The organism is Nostoc sp. (genome assembly GCF_036919555.1).
In the GTDB taxonomy this organism is placed as follows: domain Bacteria; phylum Cyanobacteriota; class Cyanobacteriia; order Cyanobacteriales; family Nostocaceae; genus Nostoc.
Genome location: NZ_JBALCS010000021.1, coordinates 84,102 through 109,382, shown reverse-complemented (window position 1 = coordinate 109,382; position 25,281 = coordinate 84,102). Strand labels below are relative to the sequence as shown.

Annotated in this window: 21 protein-coding genes and 2 pseudogenes; 6 read left to right on the top strand and 17 right to left on the bottom strand. The window is 42.1% G+C overall.

Annotated elements, in window-relative coordinates:
- Positions 1-161: 161 nt before the first annotated feature.
- The 3 genes from V7K36_RS07520 to folK all read right to left on the bottom strand — a co-directional run bounded on the left by V7K36_RS07520 (position 162) and on the right by folK (position 2,102).
- The gene (locus tag V7K36_RS07520) at positions 162-953 is read right to left on the bottom strand and encodes an ADP-ribosylglycohydrolase family protein (protein ID WP_335114513.1); all 792 of its coding nucleotides are present in this window, start codon (positions 951-953) and stop codon (positions 162-164) included.
- Positions 954-960: 7 nt separating this feature from the next.
- Positions 961-1,509, bottom strand: a complete 549-nt coding sequence (locus V7K36_RS07515; RefSeq protein ID WP_335114511.1) for an NUDIX hydrolase — start codon at positions 1,507-1,509, stop codon at positions 961-963.
- Between the two features lie 68 nt (positions 1,510-1,577).
- Positions 1,578-2,102 carry a 2-amino-4-hydroxy-6-hydroxymethyldihydropteridine diphosphokinase gene (folK, locus tag V7K36_RS07510; protein ID WP_335114561.1) on the bottom strand — a complete coding sequence of 175 codons (525 nt, stop codon included), beginning with the start codon at positions 2,100-2,102 and terminating at the stop codon, positions 1,578-1,580.
- A 491-nt stretch (positions 2,103-2,593) separates the two neighbouring features.
- Between folK and V7K36_RS07505 the strand changes: the two genes are divergently transcribed.
- Positions 2,594-4,978, top strand: a complete 2,385-nt coding sequence (locus V7K36_RS07505; RefSeq protein ID WP_442948445.1) for a transglycosylase domain-containing protein — start codon at positions 2,594-2,596, stop codon at positions 4,976-4,978.
- A gap of 86 nt (positions 4,979-5,064) precedes the next feature.
- On the opposite strand, the gene V7K36_RS07500 is transcribed toward V7K36_RS07505, so the two are convergent.
- Positions 5,065-6,528 (bottom strand): FAD-binding protein, encoded by a 1,464-nt coding sequence (locus tag V7K36_RS07500; protein ID WP_335114509.1) that lies wholly within the window; start codon positions 6,526-6,528, stop codon positions 5,065-5,067.
- A gap of 230 nt (positions 6,529-6,758) precedes the next feature.
- Here V7K36_RS07500 and psb35 point away from each other — a divergent pair, with 230 nt between their 5' ends.
- Complete coding sequence (psb35, locus tag V7K36_RS07495; RefSeq protein ID WP_335114508.1) at positions 6,759-6,989, top strand: photosystem II assembly protein Psb35; 231 nt, start codon at positions 6,759-6,761, stop codon at positions 6,987-6,989.
- Between the two features lie 132 nt (positions 6,990-7,121).
- On the opposite strand, the gene V7K36_RS07490 is transcribed toward psb35, so the two are convergent.
- From V7K36_RS07490 to V7K36_RS07450, 9 genes and pseudogenes are all read right to left on the bottom strand, one after another.
- A complete protein-coding gene (locus V7K36_RS07490; RefSeq protein WP_335114507.1) occupies positions 7,122-7,544 on the bottom strand; it encodes a tellurite resistance TerB family protein in 423 nt (140 codons plus the stop codon).
- A gap of 57 nt (positions 7,545-7,601) precedes the next feature.
- Complete coding sequence (locus V7K36_RS07485; RefSeq protein WP_335114505.1) at positions 7,602-9,104, bottom strand: 16S rRNA (cytosine(967)-C(5))-methyltransferase; 1,503 nt, start codon at positions 9,102-9,104, stop codon at positions 7,602-7,604.
- 115 nt (positions 9,105-9,219) lie between these two features.
- Entirely contained in the window at positions 9,220-10,674 is a 1,455-nt protein-coding gene (locus tag V7K36_RS07480; protein WP_334833774.1) for a glycoside hydrolase 100 family protein, read from the bottom strand.
- Positions 10,675-11,334: 660 nt separating this feature from the next.
- Positions 11,335-11,508, bottom strand: a pseudogene (locus V7K36_RS07475) (ATP-binding protein); the annotation flags it as partial.
- A gap of 61 nt (positions 11,509-11,569) precedes the next feature.
- A complete protein-coding gene (locus tag V7K36_RS07470) occupies positions 11,570-12,733 on the bottom strand; it encodes an NADH:flavin oxidoreductase/NADH oxidase family protein (protein ID WP_335114503.1) in 1,164 nt (387 codons plus the stop codon).
- Positions 12,734-12,938: 205 nt separating this feature from the next.
- Complete coding sequence (locus V7K36_RS07465; protein ID WP_335114501.1) at positions 12,939-14,723, bottom strand: DnaJ domain-containing protein; 1,785 nt, start codon at positions 14,721-14,723, stop codon at positions 12,939-12,941.
- A 118-nt stretch (positions 14,724-14,841) separates the two neighbouring features.
- A pseudogene (locus V7K36_RS07460) lies at positions 14,842-15,501 on the bottom strand (alpha/beta fold hydrolase); the annotation flags it as partial.
- A 12-nt stretch (positions 15,502-15,513) separates the two neighbouring features.
- The gene (locus V7K36_RS07455) at positions 15,514-15,705 is read right to left on the bottom strand and encodes a hypothetical protein (RefSeq protein WP_335114499.1); all 192 of its coding nucleotides are present in this window, start codon (positions 15,703-15,705) and stop codon (positions 15,514-15,516) included.
- Between the two features lie 420 nt (positions 15,706-16,125).
- Positions 16,126-16,470, bottom strand: coding sequence for a hypothetical protein (locus V7K36_RS07450; protein WP_335114497.1), 345 nt, complete (start codon positions 16,468-16,470; stop codon positions 16,126-16,128).
- 328 nt (positions 16,471-16,798) lie between these two features.
- Here V7K36_RS07450 and V7K36_RS07445 point away from each other — a divergent pair, with 328 nt between their 5' ends.
- The 4 genes from V7K36_RS07445 to V7K36_RS07430 all read left to right on the top strand — a co-directional run bounded on the left by V7K36_RS07445 (position 16,799) and on the right by V7K36_RS07430 (position 20,134).
- Entirely contained in the window at positions 16,799-17,017 is a 219-nt protein-coding gene (locus V7K36_RS07445; RefSeq protein ID WP_335114495.1) for a hypothetical protein, read from the top strand.
- A gap of 140 nt (positions 17,018-17,157) precedes the next feature.
- Positions 17,158-18,306, top strand: coding sequence for an FMNH2-dependent alkanesulfonate monooxygenase (ssuD, locus tag V7K36_RS07440; RefSeq protein ID WP_335114493.1), 1,149 nt, complete (start codon positions 17,158-17,160; stop codon positions 18,304-18,306).
- A 90-nt stretch (positions 18,307-18,396) separates the two neighbouring features.
- Positions 18,397-19,224, top strand: a complete 828-nt coding sequence (locus tag V7K36_RS07435; protein ID WP_335114491.1) for an ABC transporter permease subunit — start codon at positions 18,397-18,399, stop codon at positions 19,222-19,224.
- A 139-nt stretch (positions 19,225-19,363) separates the two neighbouring features.
- On the top strand, positions 19,364-20,134 hold the full coding sequence (locus tag V7K36_RS07430) for an ATP-binding cassette domain-containing protein (RefSeq protein WP_334948009.1): 771 nt from the start codon (positions 19,364-19,366) through the stop codon (positions 20,132-20,134).
- Positions 20,135-20,354: 220 nt separating this feature from the next.
- On the opposite strand, the gene V7K36_RS07425 is transcribed toward V7K36_RS07430, so the two are convergent.
- The 4 genes from V7K36_RS07425 to V7K36_RS07410 form a co-directional block, all read right to left on the bottom strand.
- Entirely contained in the window at positions 20,355-23,270 is a 2,916-nt protein-coding gene (locus V7K36_RS07425) for a UvrD-helicase domain-containing protein (protein WP_335114488.1), read from the bottom strand.
- Positions 23,271-23,601: 331 nt separating this feature from the next.
- The gene (locus V7K36_RS07420) at positions 23,602-23,970 is read right to left on the bottom strand and encodes a clan AA aspartic protease (protein WP_335114486.1); all 369 of its coding nucleotides are present in this window, start codon (positions 23,968-23,970) and stop codon (positions 23,602-23,604) included.
- Positions 23,967-24,239: a hypothetical protein gene (locus V7K36_RS07415; RefSeq protein ID WP_335114484.1), complete on the bottom strand. Its 273-nt coding sequence runs from the start codon at positions 24,237-24,239 to the stop codon at positions 23,967-23,969. The genes V7K36_RS07420 and V7K36_RS07415 overlap by 4 nt, the downstream gene beginning before the upstream one ends.
- 681 nt (positions 24,240-24,920) lie before the next feature.
- The gene (locus tag V7K36_RS07410) at positions 24,921-25,217 is read right to left on the bottom strand and encodes a hypothetical protein (RefSeq protein WP_335114482.1); all 297 of its coding nucleotides are present in this window, start codon (positions 25,215-25,217) and stop codon (positions 24,921-24,923) included.
- Between the last annotated feature and the right edge of the window lie 64 nt (positions 25,218-25,281).

Below are 25,281 nucleotides of genomic sequence, written 5' to 3'. Positions count from 1 at the left end.
GTTCACTTAAGTGGACTGAATTGATCATTTAGTCCACTTAAGTGGACTTCAGCTATCAGCCCTGAACTTCACTTCTAGGCGAGATGTCGGTCAGTGTGACAGTTTCACTCCGAGAAAAATGTGGGTAGAGCATTTTTCAACTTCTGAACTACCCCCTGCATTCATGCAGGGGGTTCCAACTCACTGCATGAGTTTCGTTTACCCTTACAGGTTCCGACTCGTGTAATTTCTTCGCTACAAGAACCAGCAGCCAGGGCGATCGCAGCTACTGTATCCACATCCCCGGTAAAAGCGATACAATCTTGTAAAAGTTCGCTCATGCTGTCATTTCTCATCACCGCAGTAATCGCAGCCCTGTCACTCATCCAGCCTTTGGACTTTACTTTAGCTTCCCACGGTTTAGACCACTCTCCTGATACATAACCTTTGAGAAACTCTCCTAATTTGCGTTTTGCTCCCAGTTGATAGATAAAATAATGTGACATCAGGGCAGCTGCAACGGCAGCATTGATCCCATCGGGTGTATTGTGGGTAATTGCTGCTTGAATTGTTGCCGCCTCAATAACTTTTTCTGGTGTGGGATAAATACCTATGGGTGCTGCACGCATTGCTGCCCCACTTTTATTGCTGTCAGGGCGAATTTTTGTTAAAAACTCTTGCCCATCCGGAATTTCTACTAAAAAATGGTAAAAGTTTCTAGCATAACCCTCTCTGCGATCGCGTTTAAAGGCTCTAACAAAACTATCGGCTAAAACTTCTGGCGTCCACGCTGCTTGAGCAACAATCACTTCTGCAACAGCAATGCTCATTTGGGTGTCATCAGTATAGCTGCCAGGGATGAGTCGAAAACGCGGATATTCAACGTATAGACTCAAATCGTTGTTAACAATCATCTCGTCAGCATATTCAAAGCCTGCACCGTAGGCATCTGCAATAGCTAACTCTAGCAGCATATTGGTACTAAACTAAAAACGGACGCGCCAGAAAAAAGCTAGATATTGATTTAGCATCTACCGGCTCTCCCTCCAAAATAGCTTTCTCTAACTCTTCGGGAGTCAAAAACACAGTTTCGATATCCTCATCTCCATCTTGTGGTGGCGGTGTCTCCAGCTTTTCTAAATCTCGCGCCAGAAAAGCATAGATAATCTCATCAGAATAGCCGGGAGCTAGGAAAAATTCGCCTAGTTTGTCCCATTTTTGGGCACTATAGCCAGTTTCTTCTGCGATTTCACGCTGTATCGTTTCTAAAGGCTCTTCATTTGCTTCCACAGTTCCCGCCGGAAATTCTAATATCCGTCCCTGAATTGCAAAACGATACTGGCGCACGAGTACAAGTTTTCCCTCTGGTGTCACCGGCACAGCTAGAGCGCCACCAGGGTGACGAATACATTCCCATTCTCCTTCTGATTTATTCGGCAAACGCAAGCGATTGACTTCAAAATCAAACTTGCGTCCTTTATAAAACAGACGTTGTTTCAGTAGTTGTGGTAATTCTCTACCTAATGGCATAGTAAAATTTGATTATCTGTGAATACTGAGGTGAAATCAGCGTTCTTCTGCGTTTAAGGATGGTAATTTTAATTGCCCATCAATAAATGTACATCAGAACAGTCTACCTCTTTCAGCAGTTCTTTAATAACACACCCAGAAACAGGTTCTATCCAATCTGGGGCAATTTCTGCCAGTGGTACTAACACAAAAGCCCGATCCCGCATTCGTGGATGGGGAATCTGGAGATTTGGTGTATCCACAATCAAGTCATCATATAATAACAAATCCAAATCTAGGATTCGTGGCCCCCAGCGTTCCTGACGCACACGCCCAAATTGTTGTTCAATTTCTAACAAAATTTCTAATAACTGCTGGGGTAGTATTTCTACCTGCAATGTGACGCAGCCATTTAGGTAATCTGGCTGTGGTGGACCTACGGCTTTGGTTTTGTACCAATTGGATCTGGCTTCTAAGAGAATACCTGGCGTTTGGGCTAAAGTCTCTATAGCTGCTGATAAAATTGTCTGTGAATCGCCGATATTACTACCAAGGGCAAGGGCGCTTCGTCTGGGCTTTGCTTCGGCGTAGCCAGCACTTCGATCCTGCGACATAGGCTCAGGGCAGGCAAGCTCTGTTACCACCGTAGTCATCGCATTATCCTTAAGTAAGCTGTTTTGTGGCTGTCTTTGCGGATACTTCGTTATACCTGTTCCAGCAAATGTCAATAGTTTTTATCTTCCAAATATTTCTCAAAATTGCAGCATTTTTACAAAATTAAAATCACTAAATCTCAAAAACATTATTTGATAGTGAATTTAGTTAATTATTTATAGGATATTATACTAACACTATGGTAGTGCTATAACCCCCAAGCTGATTGATGGTGGTTAGATAGTTTTTACTATAGGACTTACGCAAAATATCTCTCAAACTCTGATTTCTCCGAGTCGCGCCAGTTGCTACAACTCTTAGGCAGCGCGATATTGGGGGTTTACCCCATGAGTGACTGCCGTGGGAAAATACGCAACGCACTGGCTCCTCTGCGGTTCGTTATTCCGTAACTCGTGCGTAAGTCCGATACTACTTTGAGCGAGGAACTGACGTGGGGAAGCTTACCTCCTGGTTTAAGCGAAAACCAACTAATTCTTTGAGTCACTCTGGACAAGGAGGAACGAATGACAGCTTACCACCAGCATATCTGGCGCAGACGAGGCAGTTACTGAGCAAAATGAAAATTTTCCCATCTAAGATGAAGTCCAATCAAGCAACTGGCCGTAAACCACTCTATCGTCGCATCTGGTTTTGGGCAGGTTTAAGTGTAGGTGGTGGGATAGTTGCCTTGCTCTACGGTGTCAGTTTAATAGATCGGACTTTGCCAGATCAGGCACAGTTGAATGCCGTGCTGAGAGAGCAAACACTGACCATCAAAGCTGCTGATGACACCATATTACAACAACAAGGTGAAGCGACCAGAGAACAGCTAAAGCTGGAACAAATACCAGATAATTTAAAAAAAGCTTTTATCGCCTCAGAAGATAGAAGATTTAGACAACACAACGGAGTTGATCCCCAAGGGATTGTGAGAGCGGGTTTGAATAATTTGCGATCGCAAGGTGTGGTAGAAGGTGGTAGCACTATTACCCAACAGCTAACGCGGATTCTGTTTTTGAAACAAGAACAGACAATCTGGCGCAAACTCAAAGAAGTCCGCCTAGCCCAAAAAATGGAGCAAGAATTAACCAAAGATCAGATTCTAGAGCGTTACCTAAATCTGGTTTATTTGGGATCTGGAGCTTATGGTGTGGCAGATGCAGCCTGGGTATACTTTAGTAAATCACCAGATCAGCTTTCCCTGGCAGAAATGGCAACGATTGCGGGATTAGCTCCCGCCCCCAGCTTATACGCCCCAGACAAGAATCCAGTAGCGGCAAAACGGCGGCGGGACTTGGTATTGCAACGGATGCAGGAAGATGGAGTGATTACGCCAGAACAAAGGCAGGCAGCGCTTCAGGAGCCACTAACCCTAAAAAGCAGTTTACCTAAGCGAATGCAAGTAGAATCACCCTACTTTACCAGCTACATCCAAAAAGAATTGCCGAAGTACGTTTCTGCGGATGTGCTAAAAAGTGGGGGTTTAGTAGTGGAAACTACGCTGAATCCAACTTGGCAGAAGGTGGCAGACGAGGCAGTAGCTAAAACACTGCGAAATCAAGGACGCTGGGAAAACTTTAAGCAAGCAGCAATGGTGGCCATTGACCCCCGGAACGGTGAAATTAAGGCAATGGTTGGGGGAAAAGACTTTGGTAAAAACCAGTTTAATCGAGTTACTCAGGCACAACGGCAGCCAGGATCGACATTTAAAGGATTTGTATATGCCACTGCGATCGCTAGTGGTAAAAGCCCCTACGATAGCTACGAGGATGCACCCTTTGTCGTAGACGGCTATGAACCGAAAAATTATAGTGAAAACTTCCACGGTTCAATGAACATGAGAGATGCCCTCACCCGCTCGGTTAATATTATTGCGGTGAAGGTATTGATTGATGTGGGATTTACGCCAACGATTAAACTTGCCCATGATATGGGGATAAAATCTGAACTAAAACCCACCTACTCTTTAGCACTCGGCTCAAATGAAGTCAATCTCCTAGAGTTAACCAGCGCTTATGGCAGTTTTGCAACTCTTGGATTGCATACAGAGCCTCATGGTATTAGCCGCATTATCAACCGCCAAGGAAAGGTGATCTGGTCAGCTAATTTCAAGTCAAAACGCGCCCTTGACGCAGACAGTGCCGCCATCATGACTTGGATGCTACGCAACGTTGTAGAAGCGGGGACTGGTGGTGCTGCTCAATTAGATAATAGACCAGTTGCTGGCAAGACCGGCACCTCCGACGACGCCCGCGATTTGTGGTTTATTGGCTACATCCCCCAAATGGTGACAGGGGTCTGGCTAGGTAACGATGATAACCGCCCCACAGACGGTAGTAGTGGCAGTGCTGCTTACACTTGGCACGAATTTATGGAAAAAGCGGCAGAAGGGATGCCGGTAGAAAAGTTTCCCAAACGACCCAAGTTAGAAGGTCGCAAAGGTACTATCAAAGCCCAGTCCATTAAGCCCAAACAAATGCTGAATCGTTCTATATCCTCTGATGATGATTCAGAAGGGGAAAATTCTAGAAATTCTAATTCTGAAGATAGTGGTTCATCCAAAAGACGTAGAAGCAGGAGGAGCTATTCTCAAGAAGAACAGCAATCTGGCGATTCTACCCCAAGACGGAGAAGGCGCGATCGCAGCGAAGAATCAAGTTCCAGTAACTCCTCTTCAGAATCATCTACTCCACGGCGGCGAACTAGAAGAGTCGAATCTGATTCTCCCCCGCCTCGAAGAACTCGGCCAGAGTCCTCTCCGGCAAATAGTTCCGGTTCTTCAGGTTCTTCATCACCACAGCCCAGCTGGCGGGATAGACTTAGACCTCCTCACTAATAGCGAGTGCTTCAGCTAAAGCATTCAAGCAAACGCGAGTAGCTATGCCTACGGCGGTAAACTACGCACCAGAGGAAAAGTTCGGGCTAACAGTTTACGAAAATGCCCTGACTTGGCGTTAGTAAATTATCTGGATCGTAACGTTGCTTTGCACTTACCAGATTTCCCCAAACTGGACCAAAATGCTGCTGCCAATCATCAGAGGAGAAGGACAGGGCGTTTACAGGATATTGATAACCACCCAAATCACGATTTTGCTCAAAGAGTCTACGATTATCATTGAGCATTTTTGTAATTACAGAATCATCTGGTGGTACTGCTGTTCGCAATAGAGCAAACAGAAACACAACCTTTTGGTTCGGAACCCGGAAATTGGGTAGCCCAAAGCGTTTAGTTTTAACTGGATAAAGCAGAATTGGCCCTTCGCCTGTGTCAGCTAGCGTTAAGTTGGCAGCGACCTCACCAACAAAACTGTTAACTGCACTACTAGGTACAAACAGGTTTAACCAAAGATGAGGATTTGACCAAACACCAATAGATTTGAGAAAGGCAACTGTAGGAGCTAAACGGTTGAGAAAATCAAAGTAAGTTTTATCCTCTATTTGTTCTGTACCGCGAGTATAGTTTAAGCCTGCAAGTAACAAACCGTTATTAGGTATGCTTGGAGGACTGTAAAAGCTAGCCGCTTCTAGCAGATAACGCCATCCACCAGCATTATTAGAAACTAACTGACCTTCTACATAGTTAAAGCGCTCATCATAAATGATTTCGCGTTGGTCATGAGTAAAGGTAGCTAAATCGTCATAATACAACTGAAAGACACGGGCATTGGTAGTGGCGGGAATTAGCTTAACAGTTGCCTGTACAATAATTCCACATTGACCTAGCCCTGCTAGTACTGCTGTAAAGAGATTGTGATTGTATAACAGGGAACAAGTTTCGAGACGACCAATACCAGTTACTACCTTCAGTTCTAAAACATTGTCAACTTGCACACCATAACGATGAGTTGCACCGCCAATACCCCCTACTGACAAAGTACCGCCTATAGAAAGTTCTATGTAATCCGTAAGAACAGGCGATGTTAATCCCATAGCAAGCGTTTGTTGCAATAACTGACTCCATACCACTCCAGCATCAACAATCGCTCGGTCTGTACCGATGAAATGAATTTTGTTGAGCGTACTTAAATCAATGACAATGCCTACTTCTACTTGTGACTGACCGTAGGTAGAGTGACCCTGACCGCGTGGGGCAACCTTGAGCTTGTAAGTCCGAGCGAATTGAATAACTTGAACAATATCCTCAATTGAGCCTGGTTTAAGTACTGCTATCGGTTGACGATGCACGATATTGCCAAAGTCAATACTGGCATCAGTAAGTGTCGCATTATCAGTGTAAAGCACTCCATCTAAGGGAGGTAAGCTTTCAAAAACAGATGTGGCACTGGCAGATGTTACCCAGGAACGAGTAGTTAAATCAAATCCGATCACAATTGCACTGGTAATCAAACCTTGTAAAACTGAGCGACATGAAGTGTTTTGTCTCATAATTTTTACTTGGTAGTGTAATAACCCAAGTTGCTAGTTAACCTGAGTTGTCAGATTCTAGACTGGCTTTGACGTTAAGTTAACACCTATCCTCTCCTCCTTGTCTCCCTCACCTCCCCCTGCTCTCTGCTAATATAAAGTTGCTCAAACTAAACTCTGGGGGGATGTTAAGTGATAGGCTGATCTTATAGTGTCTTAAATACTGTTACCTAGCCTTGGAGAATATACTCATGGATTTATTGATGCAAACATCAGCACCAGCCATAGATGCTGCTCCTCATTTTCCTTTTGCTTTCACCTTGGTATATGTCGTTGGTTTTATTGCTGCTGTCAGCATTGGTTCAATAGCTTGGTACAACTCGAAACGCCCCGCAGGTTGGGAAAGCAAAGAGCGGCCTGATTTTGTGCCTAAAGTTGATAAAGAAGAAACTCCGGGTCTGGGTGAACCGAAGTCAAAGTAGTGATGAGTGATGAGTCACCGAAGTTGAGATTGGCAAAAGCCGCCGCTCCGACTTCTCGTTAAGTTTAATAACCAAACTTAAAAATCATCTAAAGACGCGATTATTCGCGTCTTGTCAACTCATAACTCCCTGTTAGTTTTGCACTTCAACCCAACGGCGGTAAAGCTTTTGAATTTGTTTGAGAAGCAAATTGTGCTCTGGTTGAGTTGAGTCATTCTGCTTCGCTATATCCTGCAATTGGGTCAGGAGTCTAGCTTCTTCGACGGCAACATCACCATCGCTATAAATTAAGCCACTGATGGCTTCAATCAGATTTTCGCAATCTTCAAGGCTGGGGCGATCGCCTAAATACTCCCGCACCCAGTCATAGCATTCTTTTGGCTCTACAGGAACTAATTCATACAGCCAAGGCTTAATTTCTGGATCGTTAGCCAAACCTTTTGCTTGAGCTATTTCGCGCAGATATTGCCGTTCTTCTGGCTGGATTTTGCCATCAATCCAGGCTGCTCCAATCAGGATTTTAACTAAGTTTTTCACATTGGAAGGGGAAACCATTGCTGACTCCTCTGGTAGATTCAGTCCTCCACAAAATCGTACAATCCCAAACAGTATTCACGCGGAATTATTGGTTTTTCTTAAGCGCACCATAAAAAAGCCATCCATGTCCTGTCGATGGGGCCAAACTTTAAACCAACCTTGAGGCGTACTATAGGTAGAATCAGGCAACTCAACGCCACTGGGAGACTCAATTTGCCAATTAGGTGACTCAGCTAAAAATGCCGAAATCACTTCTTCATTTTCTGCTGGATGCAATGTACACGTGGCATAAACTAGTACACCACCAGGTTTGACAAAAGTAGATGTATGTGTTATTAATTCTTTTTGCAGCCCCGAAAGTTCGCAGACTGATTCTGGTGTCTGTCGCCAACGAGCATCAGCATGACGGTGCATAGTTCCTAACCCAGAACATGGAGCATCGAGCAATACACGGTCTGCGGTGTTTTGAAATTGCGCCAAATAGCGACTATCGCCAGTGTAAATTTGAATAGATTGTAAATTCAGTCGTTGAGAATTTTCTTGGAGTTTGCGAAGACGAGAAGGAGTGCGATCGCAAGCCCAAATTTTCCCTTTATCTGCCATCAATTCAGCGATGTGGGTTGTTTTACCCCCTGGTGCAGCACAAGCATCAATTACCACCTCACCTGGTTGGGGGTCAAGCAAATGACTTACCAATTGGGCACTACTATCTTGTACAGTCCACCAACCTTCTCTGAAACCAGGTAGTTTTTGAATTGACCCAGCACTACCAATCAATCTTAAAGCTTGGGGTAAGTGGAAAACACGCCTCACCAAAATACCAGCAGATTGTAAAGCCGCCTCAACTTCCTCGATTGAAGTGCAAAGTGGGTTGATTCGTAAGTCGATTGTTGGTGATTGGTTCATCCATTCACAGAGTTGTTCTGTGTCAGCCAAACCCAATTGTTCTAACCAAACTTGAATAATCCAGTCAGGAAAGCTGTGTAAAATACCCAAGCGTTCCACCTGACTTTTCACCTCATCTGGAACTGAACCTAACCCCCCAGCCCCCTTCTCTACTAGGGAAGGGGGAGAATTCCAAACCTCTCCCCTAAAAAGGGAGAGGTTTGGAGAGAGGTTTTGCAGATCCCGTGAAAAGTCAGAGGGTTCCACTGGGTTTTCTGGGAGTTGTAACGGATCTCCCTTTATCTTCTCTGCAAGGCGGATGTATTGGCGTAATAGACCGTTAACAAAACCCGTGAGTCCAGAAAAACCGTTTTCTTTAGCGAGTTGGACGGTGGTATTAACAGCAGCTGAGGCGGGAATACGCTGTTGATAACGCAGTTGGTAGAAGCCCAGATGTAAGATGGTGCGGAGGTCTTGTGGTTGTTGATCAGATTTATTTTTGGCGATTTGATCAATGAGAGTATCAAGAGTGCGCTGCCTTCTGACGCTCCCATAAACCAATTCTGTCACCAAGCGGCGATCGCAATCAGCCAAATTAACTTTTTGCAGCACTCTATCTAGGGCAACATCAGCATAAGCCCCCTTATGAACATCTCGCAGGGCGATAAAAGCTAGTTGACGGGGGTTTGTCATGTAAACATTATTTAGGAGTCAGAAGGCTTTTGTATTCTAACTCCCAACTCTCTCTATTTTGGATTTTGGATTGAAGGAAAAATCTAAAATCCAAAATTGAATGACTCTTAACTTCCTATCGAGTCAAGTACGGGTCTACACTGGCGATTTCAAACTCACACGCTCTAGAAACCTGTTCTGCTGGTAATTTTCCAAAGCTGATTAATGGTAAATAAGTGGGGTTTGCCATCAGTTCTTTTGCTAATAAGAACCCAGTAATTGTCCAAGTTTGATATTTTCTGGCTTGTTTCCCAATCAGTCGCCCTTTCTTACCGTCATAATATTCTGGCCATTCATCATCAATGAGGCGTGGTTGGGCAATTTCAATCGCTTTTTGTGCAAGACTTATTTTGTTAGTTTTCACCGCCGCCGCCGCCAACATCCACATTAAAACTGGCCAACTACCAGCATTATGATACGACCAGGGTATATTTTTGGGGTCACATCCAGTTACAATTCTGTACTCTTCATTTTGCAAAGCTGGGAAACAAATTTTCATTGGCATATCTCCCACTAAGTCATCCCATCGTTCCTCAATCAGAGTCATAATCGCTTGTGACTGTTCTTCGGTAGCTAAGTCTGAAATGATTGCCATTAAGTTTCCGAGTGAAAAGAAGCGAGTATCTAGCTGCGACGGACCGACATTACCTGCTAGATAACCACCTTTTTTGGGCAGCCATTTATCTAATTCATAATAGGGAAGAGAATCTACATATATGTTGAACAGATTAACAGCAGTCTTGCCATATTCTTCACTTTTGAAGCGATAAATTGCATTCAGGCGATTAATATCTATCCAATAATGCTGGCGAATATGAGCACATAAAAGAGGCAACCGGTTATCAATGGCTGCAACAATATCGGAATTCCCTTGACAAATTAGCAACTCACGAGATGCACGCAATGCCGTGTAAAAAAGAACTTGTAGCTCTAGAGGATGCCCATAAATGCCCATACGACGATCAATCATACAAGCACCATCTGGAACCAACAGCGTTGGGTACATATCAAAACGATTCGCCAAGCAGATTTCCATGATTAACCTGATACCATTTTGGAATTCAGGTTGATAGGCTAGAGAAAAATCATCTGTGGCGACAACATAAGCACGCAACAAAATAATCCACCAGAGGCAAGAATCTACGGGTGTAACTCTAGCGATCGCATGTTCACCAAAGTCTGCTTCTAAATATTCTTGCCCATTTTCTGATACAACTTTAAAGCTAGCTGGGATTAATCCTCGTCCAGGCTTATAGGCATCTAATGCTCTTTCTTTAGGCTGTAACTTTAAGGTTTCTTCTAAGAAATTGCGAACAATATCTGTTCTACCTTTGATCAGAAAAATTAGACCTGAAGAGACAAAATCCCGGACAAAGCACTGATCATAATTGAGCGCCTCTACAGATGCATCATAAGCGGCTACCGTCCCAACAGGGCGTCCTTGATAGTAGAGAATTGATTTTTCTAGCGCTCGCCACGCTTCTTCCACTTCTTTTAAATTTTCAGTAGTTTCCAATTCATTTAGGTGCATCGCTAGAATAACTCCATTTGGATTGTGAATTTGTCGTAGATGCGTCTTCATTTATTATTTTTGCTACTCTCAGCATAGCAAAAACGATTCTTTAAATTGCAAATATAATTGGGAGAAAGATTAATCAACTAGCAATGAATAAATGTGCTGACATTTATGCACTTTATTGCTAGTTAATTTGCTTATAATCGATGACTTTTTTGGTTAATTTTGTTGTTCTTCACCGCAACCAGTAAATGATTGTTCAAAACAGTCACACAAGATATATTTTGAGATTATTTATTATTCCCTTTCATGTCTGGAATCTTTGCTTTACCAAACAAAAATATATCTTCAGTGCTGTTTAAGGTTTGCGTGAAGTTAAAACTGGTTGCAGTATATTTACTTGAGCAGGATTAGTTTTTGACACTAAGATGTCAGATTATTCCCCCATAATCTAATAATTTATAACTTTTTATCAGAATATGCAAGATAAATGCTTGAAAAATTTCAGATATCAATACTTATGAAGAGTTATATATTTTACCCTTCTGACAGATGACATGAGATTTTATGGGAGTAGAGCCAAAAAAAGTCCAGTAAACAGAACGAAGATTTACAACGTTTACCGAATCCACTTTACACATCTATGCTGCTGTGATGTGGCAAAATAATTGCTTAGGCGATCGCCAATCCCAATCCCGAACCACCAGTGCTACAAGAGCGATCGTTATTCACTCCATAGAAGCGATCAAAAATCAGAGTCAGATCCTGCTGCGGAATACCAATATCCATATTTTGAACCGGAATCACAGCATAATGGTCACTGCGGTCTGAACAAACAGTCACCTTTCCTAACACTATTTCCTCAATTTATGAAATTATTCGGAGGGAATGTTTTGACTGTACTATAGTTCTATGCTGGCTTGCTTTCTGCTGCCAATTGATGAATTTGTTGTGTGTACCAGATAATCTCAAGTATGCCTTGTTGATTTAGATCATTGCTCTGTGTTATTTGGGGTTGTAGCGTAATTTCGCTAGTTCGATTCGTCAGAAGTTCAATAGGCAGGTCTGGTGCAATTGCAAGTGGTCGTGCTAAACCGATAACATCTACGCTTCCTTCCTCAATTGCTTGTGCCATAGCATCGGCTGAACGAAAACCACCAGTCAACATAATTGGTAGAGAAATTGAGGAGCGAACTTTGCGGACGTATTCCAAAAAATAAGCTTCACGTTGGCGTGTACTTTCTTTTTGGGGAACATCTGTCTGTCCCATCATTGCCAGCTTTTCATAAGTTCCACCAGAGATTTCTATCAAGTCAACACCAACTTGTTCTAAAACTTGGACAACATTAATAGATTCTTCTTCAGTAAAACCACCTCGTTGAAAATCAGCGGAGTTGAGTTTGACACTAATAGGAAAATCTTGACCAAGAGAATTACGTATTCCTTGATATACTTCTAAAAGGAAACGCATTCGCTTTTCGGGTGTTCCTCCCCAGCCATCAATACGTTGATTAGAAAGCGGCGATAAAAATTGGTTAATCAGATATCCATGAGCTGCATGGATTTGCACACCAGTAAAACCGGCTTTTTTCGCAACTTTTGCTGTATAAATGTGCCGTTCGATTAGATGTTTAATTTCCGCTTCAGTTAATGCTCTGGGTTGAGCATATTCTTTGTTAGAAAGTTGTAGTGAGATTGATGATGGTGCTACAGGCTGTGGTGATAAATAACTTGGTGATTGCCGTCCTGGATGATTAATCTGCATCCATATATGACCACCTTGTGCAATGCTTGCAACTGCCCATTCTTGTAGAAGTAGCAGATCCCGTTCATCTTCAATTACAACATCGCGTGGTAAAACCAAAGCTGTCCGAGCAATCATGACATTACCTGTAATCATCAAACCTGCTCCTCCCAATGCCCATCGCTTATACAAGCGGATCATTTCCATTGTCGGGCTGTTTTGCTCGTCAGCTAACTGTTCGTTCATGGCAGCTTTAGCTATACGATTTGGCAATTCTGCCCCACAGCCTAGTTTTAAAGGTCGCTTAAGGATGGTAATATTGTTGTTCATATTTTGACTAGCATCTTGCCTGGAAACTGATAAATTTGAAAGACATCACGGGTATTATACAGGTCTGGGAGTAAATAAAATCTACCCCTCTTGTATTATCAATAACCAACTGCAACTAAGGACGCTTGTTTAACTCTCGCGCGATCGCAATTCCCGCACCACCCACAACTATCCCAGTTAGTAGTAACAGAGGATGTGAGGCAACTTATTTATCAAAGTTAATATATTTGTGAGTGTTTAACTGCTCCTGGAATTCTTTATAAGCTTGATTAATTGCTTGCATTGAGGCAATTGCGATCGCAGAACTGTTGACATCAGGATGATACAATCTTGCTAATCGACGATAGGCAAGTTTAACAACATTGGCATTATCACTTTGCTCTACACCCAAAACTTCCCACCATTCCCCAGATAATACGGAGTCGAGATTAAATTTATTAAAGCTTTGCACTTGACTCCAAATCTTGATGCTTGCACCATTACCGCCACTTAGCAGCGTCTTGCCATCAGGACTGAAAGCAACAGGACTACACCCAGAAAGACTTTGTAGTAGTTTCCTAGTATGTAGGTTCCAAAGTTTGATAATACCGTCTCTGCTGGCACTGGCCAGGGTTTTTCCATCAGGGCTGATGGCAACAGACAAAACCGCCCCTGAGTGTCCAACTAGAGTACTGAGTAATTCTCCAGTTTGGAGATTCCACAGCTTTATTGTGGCGTCTGTGCTACCACTAATAAGAGTTTGACTGTTAAGACTGATGGCAAATGTATTTACTGCTCCCAAATGTTCAGTGAAAATATAGCGCTGTTGCCAAGTTTTGACATCCCAAAGCCTAATAGTTTTATCAGCGCTACCACTTGCAAGGATTTTACCATCGGGACTAATGGTGACAGACAAAACTGCATCTGAGTGTCCATTCAAGGTAAGTTTTATTGTTCCGGTATAGCGTCCCCAAATTCTAATCGTCTTATCGTCAGCACCACTAACAATAATTGCCCCATCAGGACTGTAGGCTACCGAGTTAACAAAGCCATTATGACTATAGGGAGAGTTTAAATAAAATAATGTCTGGTGAAATTTTCTTGTGTCCATCTGCCAACTGCTGATTTTGCGATCGACACTGCCACTTGCAATTTGCTGTCCATCAGGGCTGATAGCAACAGATAAAACGGCCTCTGCTTGTCCAGAGAAGGTGTAAAGCCATTTTCCTGTTTTCAAGTTCCACATATAAACTTGTCTGTCATCACTGCCACTAACCAAGGTAGTACCATCAGGACTGATAGCGATCGCATTAACTGCCGCTAAGTGACCTTTGAGTGTGCGTACACATCTCCAGGTTTCAGGTAGCTGGGTTATCAGAGATATTATTTCTGGTTCAATATTGGGAGTAGAAGGTTTAGGGGTAACAAATTCTGATTTTTTCTTTAATTTAACTTTGAGTGCCTGCAACTCATCCTCAGCTTCTAAAGCAGTAAATTTTTGGTTGAAATCCTCACCAGATAAAAATGCTTCTAATTCCATCACTGCTTCTGAATAGGTATCCATCAGCAAAACTTTCTCCTCCATCCGCTCAAAAAGCTCTGCTGGAGTTTCGCTAATTCCAGATTCATCTAACAGTTTGGCAATACCATAGGCGGCGAGTCCTACTACTGCACCAATTCCCACCATCGGTACTGCACCAATACCAAATGCCAGACCTACTTTAGGTGCGACTAAACCCATACCACCGACGACGCTATAAACACCAGCACCGCCGACTGCACCAATTCCCATTGTAGCGATCGCAGCAACATCTCCTTGTGCGATCGCTTTAAAAGCGCCATAAGCAGCTGCACCAACCACAGCGCCAGCACTGACTACTGGAGTTGTACCAATGCTAACAGCGCCAAATCCGCCTGCTAGTCCCATCCCGCCGACTGTTGCGGAAACACTAACGCCTGCTATGGTTCCGCCTGCAATAAATGCTGCGCCTGTTTTAGAGTTTTGTGTCACTTGTTTTTTTTTGAAGCTTTCAACTATAGCTGACAATTCAGGTCATGTGGAAAAGCCTACGAAAGACCTAGCCCCTCTCTCATGGGTAGGTTTTCCAGATACCGTGAAAAGTCAGCAACTATAAACCTTTGCTCTTTAGCCAATTGATAAACAGGTCAGCGATCGCTAAGTTACCGTGTTCAAGCATTTGCAGATGACCGTGGCCAGGGAGTCCAACTTCAGGAAGCCAAATAAAATCACCCCGGAAATATTTTGCAGTTTCTGCGTCTGTCTCACGAGGATGGCGCGGGTCTTGGTCGCCTGTAATCACACAGATGGGAATATCAAATAGTATCTGAGGGTCGCAAATATAAAACCCTCCTCGTTCAACATTTCTGCGTTCGTTGCTAATCCGCGCACTCTCAGCGACCAAACTGCAAAAGTAATTTTCAAATGCCTGTTGCGGAAAAGTATCTGAGTTGGTAAAGTACTTTTTAGTATCTTCACGCGACTGGATACGTGGACGGTCTTCGGGAAAAGCCAAAGAAGAGTTTTTTGTGATAACTGGTAATAGATTGGCTGGTGGACTTGATGCAATGCCTATAATAGCTTTAACAAGTTTGGGATGAGTTTGTGCTGTCTGCCAACCAACGACACCAGACATACTGTGGGTAAGAATCACAGCCGGGCCAATCTGTTGGAGTAGCGCCACTGTAGCATCGATTACCCGTTGATATGACATCACGGGGAAGTCTGGAACAAAACCCGATCGACCATGCCCTGGCCAGTCAACAATATAAGTTTGGCAGCCTTATTCTGCCAGATATGCTGCCCAACCTTGGCGATTATCGGGTGTTTTCACAAAGCAAGTACCTGTATGAAATGCGCCATGTAAAAGCACAATAGGAACTGAATTTTGGTCTTGACTCGGCCGGTAATATTGAACGTACATTTGGTACGGAATAGCACCAACAAAGAATTCTGTTTCAGTGTATGAATTCATTTTAAGAAAAGACTTAAATCTTGGCGGCAATGTTCATTGTTCACTCGCTACAAAAAACTATTAACTGAAATTTTGAACAGTTGCTCTCCTGCAATTATATCATAGTCATGGAAACATAATCTGCTGAAATCAGCTTGTAATCTACCTTTCAAGCACCTCTGTTCTGGATGGATTTAAGAGCGATGCCTACGGCGGGCTGCGCCTACGCATTTAAGTTTCTCTAATGGTTACTTATGGAGATTGAGGAGAAAGAACCACAGAGGCGCAGAGAACACTGAGGAAGAGAGAAGAGGTGCGGCAGGTTTTTAAACAGTAAAAGCCCTTCGATAAGTTTATCAAAGGGCTAAAAATAATATTTGTCCCAGAGGTGCTGTGCAAAGTTTAAATTTAATCTTGCACAACTCTTGTAATCAAATAAATTCAAGGGTTTGGTTCACTGTGGTTAAGAGCTTTCCATGCGCCGTATCCAACATAGCCAACTGCTACTGTTGCGGCTACTGGAACTAATACCGGAGCTGCTACTAAACCAACCGCAGCACCCGCGGCGGCTATAGTTCCACTTGCAGCCGCTGCTGCTGAACTAAACGTAGCCCCTGCCACTGCTAGAGTTGCTGCGTGTCCCGTAGCAATCAGCGTTACCGCGCTGCCCGAAACCATTCCCGCAGCAAATGCCGCAAGATTTCCACAGTCACTACCCTGTTCACATTTAACAATTACAAAATCTGCCCTAGCTGGAGCAGGTGAAATTGTCAGAGCGCTAGTCACTATGAGCAGTGTAAGTAAGCAAATTGAAATTAGTCTTTTGGCATTCTGAAATATACATTGCATGGCAGTTGTGTCTTAACTTTAATGTTGATAAATTACTTAAGCTAACTTCATTAGTGTAAGTGATAAAATTTACAACACTATCAGCTATTTCCGCAAATATCTAAAACTATTCTTAGGTTAGTTGAGAAAATATACCCAAGAAAAACCCTACAATAATACCTAAAAATCCAATAATTACCTGTATCGTGCTTGAGGGATCTGTTCTCGTTGCTGCCGCCCAAGCAGAAATTGGTAAAATTGTCGAGGCATCAGTCGGTAAAAACGAATGAAAAAAGGTAGCCCCTACGTGGTCGAAGAGAAGTCTGGGCAAAGCGAAAAACCGAATCGGTGGGAACCCTCCCTTCAGGTTCGCCAGTCGCCTACGGCGCTGGACTCACCGCAACACAGTGGCTCCTTTGCACTCCTGAAATGTGGCTTACTAAGTGAAAACTTGTATTTTCCAACACAGTCATTCCGTTACAATAGTGTCAAAATTGGTGACTAAGGGGTTAGTTGTTCAGGCAGCCATTTTTTACTAATGGTTAAATTAGGTTTGATTTTTATATAATGTCGGATAAGATTTTGACTAAATACTACGGTAATTAGATCGGAAAATCGTAAATTTAATTTCATACCCTGATAAATATGCAAATTCTCTGGTTTATTCCTACTGGATCTCATGACGGACGCTATTTAGGCACAGATATTGGTTCTCGTGTTGTCACACCTGATTATTTGCAGCAAATTGCCCAAGCTGTAGACAATTTGGGCTATACAGGCGCATTGTTACCCACAGGGAGTTCTTGTGAAGATGCTTGGATCACCGCCGCCGCTTTTATCTCTGTCACCAAGCAGATGAAATTTCTCGTGGCAATTCGCCCAGGAATTACTTCCCCAGGTGCTGCTGCACGGATGGCAGCAACATTTGACCGAATTTCTAAAGGAAGATTGTTGATTAATGTGGTGACAGGTGGCGATCCGGTGCAACTCGCTGGCGATGGTTTACATCTTAGTCATGACGATCGCTATGATTTAACCGATGAATTTCTCACAGTTTGGCGGGGTATCGTCAGTGGAGAAACAGTCGATTTTAAAGGAAACTACCTGGATATTAAAGGCGGTAAGCTTTTATTTCCACCAGTTCAAAAACCCTATCCACCCTTGTGGTTTGGTGGCTCATCTGCTGCTGCCAAGCGAGTTGCTGCGAAACACATTGATGTTTACCTGACTTGGGGCGAACCACCACAGCAAGTAGCCCAAAAGATTGCTGAAGTTCGGCAACTGGCGGCTGAACAAGGTAGAACAGTCCGTTTTGGGATTCGCTTGCATGTAATTGTGCGAGAAACCGAATCTGCGGCTTGGGATGCTGCCAATGAGCTAATTAAGTATGTGGATGAGGATGCGATCGCCAAAGCTCAGAAAGACTTTTCTAGTTCTGATTCTGAAGGACAGCAGCGCATGAGTCAACTACATGGTGGTAGTCGAAAAACCTTAGAGATTAGCCCCAACCTGTGGACAGGAATTGGATTGGTGCGGTGTGGTGCTGGTACAGCCCTAGTTGGAGATCCCGACACGGTTGCCGCGAGGATGCTGGAATATCGCAATTTAGGCATAGAAACTTTCGTTTTTTCTGGATATCCCCATTTAGAAGAAGCGTATCGCACTGCTGAATTATTATTTCCACGTCTACCTTTGCAGAGCGAATCTGCACCTTTAACGCCACCAGTCTTGAGTACTGTTAGCGAAATCGTCACCAATGAAAAATTTGCTAAACAACTAACGAGTGCCTCATGACCTAATAATTCGTAATTAAAGAGCAAATTACGAATTATGTTGGCGATGCTTCGAGATTCATCTTGTGAACAATCTAAAATCTAAAATTCGATGACTATTACCTTTAAACCCACCAAAAGCAATAATAATATATCCCTGAGCGAGGTGTTAGAAAACCCGCGCCTCCAGAAAATAGTTCCCTGGATTGTCCCTCTTTTAGTACTAATACTTTGGGAACTTGCTTCCAGAACTGGTTTACTTTCAAGCAGAATTTTACCAGCCCCTAGTGGCGTAATTGCTACAGCCATTAAACTAGGATCAACTGGAGAACTGTTTCAAAATATCGGAATTAGTGCTGGGCGGGCGATATCTGGTTTTATAATTGGTGGCAGCATTGGTTTCGGCTTGGGATTGCTCAATGGTTTTTCCCCTGTAGCCGAAAAGTTATTAGATAGTTCCCTGCAAATGCTCCGCACTATCCCTAATTTGGCATTAATTCCGCTAGTGATTCTCTGGTTTGGAATTGGCGAGCAAGCTAGATTATTTCTAGTATCTATAGGGGTATTTTTCCCATTATATCTCAATACATTTCATGGCATCCGTAGTGTTGACCCTGGATTGATTGAGATGGGAAAAGTCTATGGATTGAAAACACCACAACTTCTGTGGCAAATTATTTTTCCAGGAGCCTTGTCTTCGATTCTCATTGGTGTCCGTTTTTCCTTGGGGATTATGTGGCTGACACTAATTGTGGCAGAAACGATCGCGGCAGATTCCGGTCTTGGTTATATGGCAATGAATGCCCGTGAGTTTATGCAAACTGATGTTGTCGTCTTGAGTATTGTGATCTATGCACTGCTGGGTAAATTAGCAGATGCTTTTGCCAGAGGATTAGAAACAAAATTCTTGGCTTGGAACCCCAATTATCAAAAGTCATGAATGCCAAAATCACCAAAGTAAAAAGTTGAGAAATCTTGATTTTAACTTTTTACTTTGGTGATTTTGAGTGTGATTTACTTTCTTCAACGTCTGATCAAATAATTAAATCCCGATTGTCCTAAAAATGGAGGTTTTGCAAGTGAGTTCAAATGTACAAGGAACACAACTAAGTATTTTGGATTTGACAAAGACTTTTGGCAAGAAAACTGTTTTAAACTCGCTGAATTTAGAAGTTGAAGCAGGTGAGTTTGTCGCTATTGTTGGACGTAGTGGTTGCGGTAAGAGTACCTTATTGCGTCTTGTGTCAGGATTAGATAAAGCAACTTCAGGCGGAATACTACTGGATGGAGAACCCCTGCGTAGACTCAGCCGTTCCGTAACAGTGATGTTTCAAGACCCCCGCTTGCTGCCGTGGAAGCGCGTTGTTGAGAACGTGGGGTTGGGCTTGGAAGGTAATTGGCGTGAAAAAGCTTTGTGGGCACTCAATAAAGTCGGACTCAAAGATCGGGCTGATGAGTGGCCATATGTTTTATCTGGTGGACAACGGCAACGGGTATCATTGGCAAGAGCGTTAGTCAGTCAGCCCCGTTTGTTGTTGCTAGATGAACCTTTGGGAGCATTGGATGCTCTAACTCGCCTAGAGATGCAGCATTTAATTGAAAACTTGTGGCAAGAGCGAAGATTTACTGCGTTTTTGGTTACTCATGATGTGGAAGAGGCTGTGGCGTTGGCAGACCGAGTGATAGTGATTGAAAAAGGACAGATTTCTCTAGATTTGCCTGTGAGACTTTCACGCCCGCGAGATAGAAGTAGTGAAATGTTTGTCAACATCAGAGAAGCAGTTCTCCAACGAGTAATGAGCAATGAAGCTACTCAGCCAAATAACCAATTGTTGCAGTTGAGTAGTTGAGATTTAGCTTTTGTTAATTGATTAATATAATGCTTGAGGTAGCTGCGGTAAATAGGCTACTTCGAGACTCAATATTATTAATATAGGAATCCTATCTGATTTGTGAAAAATAATTTTTTTTCACATACATCTATCGCACTTCATCTTCAAGAGAAATTAGAGCTATGCCCAAAAGGGATAGGAACCCTTTAGTTCACGGCTCTAATCTTTGCTCCAATTTTTACCAAGGGTTTATATGTAAATCGATTTCAGGAATATTATTAATTACCGCAATACATTGTCCAGAGTCAACATAATACTTCGCTAGCATATTCTCTAAATCGTCATAAAATCGCACCTCAATACCAGCAGCCTGAGAAATCCACTGAGCGTTATCAAAATATTGTTGTATTGAGAAATCTTGTGCAGGAAAGGTACAACACCAAGCTGACCATTTAATTGTCCTCCAGCTATAGCCTTCGGCGTTGAGCAAATCTTTAATCGCATAAGTACCGTTTCCACCTTTTCCAGCCTGATTGCCGACTTTAACAGTAATGTGCTGTATGCTTCCAACAAAAGGCGGATAATCTAACCAATCAAGTAAGTTAATTCTTGTCCTACTTTTTAATTCCTCAACGAAAGGTGACAAGTTTTTCGTTTCTGTAACAATAAATAAATGCTCTACTGCACGAGTTAAGGCAACGTAAAAAAGACGACGCTCCTCATCAATTACTCGCTCAATGGTATCGCCAAAAACACGGCTGAACATCAAATCGGGGTGTATTAATGGGTAACAACGAGGGACAGCATCGAGTATTATAACAACATCTTTCTGAAGACCTTTATACTTGTGAGCAGTTGATATAGTTACAGCATCTCTTGATTCTTCAGGAACGTAGGAGTGTAACAAGTTTAAGAAGCTGTCGAGTCCGCCATCTTTTGATGTTCGTTTACCATAATTCACATACCAAGGCAAACTATTCTTTCTGCTGAGTAAAACCACGTTTTTTCGATCTTTGATAATATTGTCTACTAGGCGCAATATGGCAGGTGTTATACTGTCCCCTGGGTGCTCATCTTGTTCCTTTTGAGTTGGATCAAATTGTCCTATGTCGGCAATCTCAACTGTTCCAAATATGCTTTTATGGGCACGAGCATGAGTACCCAATCCCTGCATCAATGTATTACCGATATTGACAATTGAAGTAGCTGAACGGTAATTAGTCGCAATATTGAGTTTTTGCGAAGGCTGGAAAAATTGTGCGAAATTTTGGTAAAAGCGAAGGTCAGAACCAGCAAAGCCATTAATTGCTTGCCAGTCATCACCAACACAGAAAAATTGCGTTTGAGGATTTTGTTCTCTAATTGCTTCTATTAAATGATGGAAGAGTTCTGAGAAATCTTGATATTCATCAATTAGTACGTATTTAAAAGACTTTAAATCGCCAGTGCCAGATTTGCGGCGAAATATAGTTTGCCCTGATGCGATAACTGCGGCAGCTTTTTGCATTAGTCCATCAAAATCATCCTCACCTGTTGCCTGAAGGTGTTGTAAATAGGACTGATAAAATTTTTGTGCCAGTTCTAAAAAACGTTGCTCAACATCACTAATAGAGTTATGGTTATCAACCATTTTAGCTAGCTCTTTTGAACTGAGGGACAGTTTACGACAACGCTGGATAAATCCTTCTACTACTTTGGTAAAGCGGTCTATAGCTCTAAGTCTAATTTTCTTCCAAATCTCATCTTCACTCAAGCGATCGCACTTCATACCATAACTTTCAAGGCATCGCTTAAGTAAAGCACAAAAATCTTCTACTCCCTCAAATCTGAGGGTTGTTGGGGATAATTCCACAAAATGCCAGTTCCGATGATTTTGCCAATATTCTCGTTTTTGTTCTGACATTATATCGTAATCTGGATCACCTTCTAGTCCAAAATATTCAATAACTATCCCTTGATTTTCTCCAGTAACAATCGTAAAATCAGGGCGGTAATTAATGCCATCCCACCAGAAATTACGCTCGTACTTGTATGTAATATTGTGTTCCAATAAAAAATTTGCAATTACTTTCTTGCCAAAAGACTTATAATACTTTCCATCAAGACCTTCTCTTGGTAATGAGCGACGGTAACGCAACATTTCTTCAGGACTTTTATCGTAGCCATCCCAAGCGATGCGTTCCCAATCTTCACGAAAATGTGCCATCATTAAGATACGAATTTTTTTATAAACATCTGGGTTATGGCGATGCTTATCAATCACAGTTTGTAAAGCTTGGGCTTTATTTTGTTGTCCATCTCGTTCATTGAAAAGAATGCTTTCTTCATGATGAACTAAAGCGTATGCTAATGCATGGAAAGTCATTACATGAGGAATAGAGCTTTGTAACTGTATAGTGAGCCGTTCTTTTATCTCCTCCGCAGCTTTGCGATTAAAGGCTAAAAGCAACATTTCATTTGGTGCAACACTACAATGTTTTTGTAAAAACAAAGCTCGATTTACCAAAGTTGAAGTTTTGCCACTTCCAGCCCGTGCTACTACTTGTATATGATCTTCCACAGCACCAATTGCTGCTGCTTGCTCAAGGTCAGGTGAGGAGTTCAAATATTGCTCTACCCAAGATTGCACATAACTTAACTTTTCAGCTTGGTACTCTTCAAATGATATGCATTTAGTACATTTAGTTTGATAGAAGTTATCAACATTGAGAAAGTTTTGCTCAAATTGGTCTTTTAGGCTCTTGTATAAAGTCTGCTTTTCTGCTTCGTAACGAGCGCGTTTTTGTCGTTCTTCTTCTATTTTTATAAGCTGTAGCCTTTTTTCTTCTCTGCGCTTTGCTTTGCCTTGCTTATATTCTTTTCGCCATTGCCGTTGCTGTTCTTCTTTTTCCTGTCTCCGCATTTCTTCGGGTGAAATTAGATTGATAGGAGGATCTATTTGATTGAATTGTCGTAAAAATTGAGGTCTATCAAACTTTTCACTCCATTGTTGAGCTTTAAATAAGACATATATATCTAACCAAACACCTTGTATATCCTTAACTATTCCTTCTCCAAATTGATTATGAGTAACCTTTCTACCTACAAGTTGCCGCCAGAGATCAAGACTACGGCCTGCAACTTCGCCAAAGTGCTGAACGCTTCTAATTGCCATCCATGCTTTGCCTAACTTTTACTCAACTGCTTACAGCGACTTAAACGCCTATTTTTAGTTTTCCCGCAGACAGAGCATAATTAACAGTGAAGCAGAAATTATAGAAAGGATAAAGTTAGATTTATCTGCTGTTTGTGTTTTTCGTATTGGTAGACAACAAAAAAACGGCAGATAAGTTTTGTCTTCTACCGTTTTTTGAATATTGATTTTTATCTGCCTATTAATAGATTTTACCTAGTAAACATAAAGCTAAAATTTTAAATCCTATTCAAATCCTTGGGGTAATAATTATCATTGCTGTTGATAGAAAGTCGATATATCCAGAAAGCAACTACAATTTATAAATTGTTACTAAACCACCCTCGATAAACTGTATGACAAGTTCATGCTTATCAAGTAAAGCAATTCCTAATAGAGGTAACCCTCCTGTAGCAAGTACATTCACTTCCCGTTCTTCTCCATTCCACCAAATAATGGTAGCTTGATGTACTGGCAAGATTACATTACTATTGTTAGCTAAATTTGCATACATATCATATACAAAAGGAAAACCCAACAGAGTAACTGCTGTTGGGGGTAGGGAAAGAAACTCTGTAAAACCTGTATCGATAACAAATTCAATAGTAAAATCTGGTTGATTGGGCAGTCGAAATATGATATTAACGGTTGCGCGTCCGTTTTTGACAATACCAGAAATCACCGATAATCACGCTCCATCTCACCACTGAAGGAAGCAGCAACTTTGTAACCAATGCGAATACCAAAAAGTCGAGCAAATGGATGTTTATTACGTAAATATTGCGCTGATTCTATACCTATTTTGTCAACTGCGTATTCACCTGTTTCTATATCAATAATCACCATCTTACCGATGTTTTCTTCTCGTTCCACTTGTTGACGAATGCTATTTTCGTATAGTTCTTTCGCACGTCGTGCAACTTCTTCGCGGCTTAAAAGTATGGCTTGCACGTTCTTGCTCCTTAATTATTGATTTGTATTGATTCTATCTCAACATATAATTATCTGTGTTAGCAAACCTCGCCGTAGGCATCGGCTTTTTTACACTTTACAGCTACTTACGTAAGTCCTGTGTAACTTAACAAGTCTTCTCAATCATGTTCTCTAAAAACTCTCTAGTAACTTACACTAATTCCATCGCTAAAAGCCTAGCTTCTAATGTAAGTGTCTACGGGATGCGATGGAGCATATCTTATCTCTAGCGTCCTAACCGCCACGGCGGTTGCTATACTACAAAAAGGTGATCTTACTAAGTACAGCTTTGCGTAAAATCGTGGCGAATTGAGGGTTGAAGTTTAAACGCAAAGGGAAGGCAGCGCAGTCTTGGGGTTTCCCCCATGAGCGACTGCCGTCGCAGAGGAAAGCACAGAGGTACGCTGAGAATTCGCTATGAATTAATGAAATGTTGTACTAAGTAATAGTCTTAATTTGACTTCATGCGATCGCATCTACATCTATTTGAGCGATCGCATTTATTTATGTACTTTTACTCAGAATTTGCAGAAAAAGCGCCTAATTTTTTTAGCAACTACTTGATTCACATTATTTAGGCATTAATTTGAGCAGATTTATACAAATAAAAAAGGAGAATATTGCTACTCTCCTAACGTAATATGAGGGAAAATTTTCAGCTTAGTGATTAAAATGAGCTTGACGTTGACGCAATTCACGAGCGCGTTGTTCACGGGCTTGACGTTCACGTAATTCACGAGCGCGTTGTTCACGAGCTTGACGTTCGCGCAATTCACGAGCGCGTTGTTCACGCACTTGACGTTCGCGTTGAATTTTACTGTTATTAACAGCTACAGTATTACGATTAAAACGCTCATGCTCAGATTTAAATTCAGCAGCATTAGCATTTTGAGAAAGAGCAGCAATTGAAGCAGCTGCTAATAAGCTTCCAAGAAGAATAGATTTTAAGCGGTTCATATATCGTTTACCCTTGCATTGCTTGATTTGTATATTCTCAATATAATCGGAATAATCAGGCACA

Coding starts and splice junctions, on each gene's coding strand:
- V7K36_RS07455 (WP_335114499.1), bottom strand. CDS start 15,705: ATGAATTCATACACTGAAACAGAATTCTTTGTTGGTGCTATTCCGTAC.
- V7K36_RS07500 (WP_335114509.1), bottom strand. CDS start 6,528: ATGAGACAAAACACTTCATGTCGCTCAGTTTTACAAGGTTTGATTACC.
- psb35 (WP_335114508.1), top strand. CDS start 6,759: ATGGATTTATTGATGCAAACATCAGCACCAGCCATAGATGCTGCTCCT.
- V7K36_RS07410 (WP_335114482.1), bottom strand. CDS start 25,217: ATGAACCGCTTAAAATCTATTCTTCTTGGAAGCTTATTAGCAGCTGCT.
- V7K36_RS07520 (WP_335114513.1), bottom strand. CDS start 953: ATGCTGCTAGAGTTAGCTATTGCAGATGCCTACGGTGCAGGCTTTGAA.
- V7K36_RS07490 (WP_335114507.1), bottom strand. CDS start 7,544: ATGGTTTCCCCTTCCAATGTGAAAAACTTAGTTAAAATCCTGATTGGA.
- V7K36_RS07485 (WP_335114505.1), bottom strand. CDS start 9,104: ATGACAAACCCCCGTCAACTAGCTTTTATCGCCCTGCGAGATGTTCAT.
- V7K36_RS07435 (WP_335114491.1), top strand. CDS start 18,397: ATGACTATTACCTTTAAACCCACCAAAAGCAATAATAATATATCCCTG.
- folK (WP_335114561.1), bottom strand. CDS start 2,102: ATGTCGCAGGATCGAAGTGCTGGCTACGCCGAAGCAAAGCCCAGACGA.
- V7K36_RS07470 (WP_335114503.1), bottom strand. CDS start 12,733: ATGAACAACAATATTACCATCCTTAAGCGACCTTTAAAACTAGGCTGT.
- V7K36_RS07425 (WP_335114488.1), bottom strand. CDS start 23,270: ATGGCAATTAGAAGCGTTCAGCACTTTGGCGAAGTTGCAGGCCGTAGT.
- V7K36_RS07480 (WP_334833774.1), bottom strand. CDS start 10,674: ATGCACCTAAATGAATTGGAAACTACTGAAAATTTAAAAGAAGTGGAA.
- V7K36_RS07515 (WP_335114511.1), bottom strand. CDS start 1,509: ATGCCATTAGGTAGAGAATTACCACAACTACTGAAACAACGTCTGTTT.
- ssuD (WP_335114493.1), top strand. CDS start 17,158: ATGCAAATTCTCTGGTTTATTCCTACTGGATCTCATGACGGACGCTAT.
- V7K36_RS07445 (WP_335114495.1), top strand. CDS start 16,799: ATGAAAAAAGGTAGCCCCTACGTGGTCGAAGAGAAGTCTGGGCAAAGC.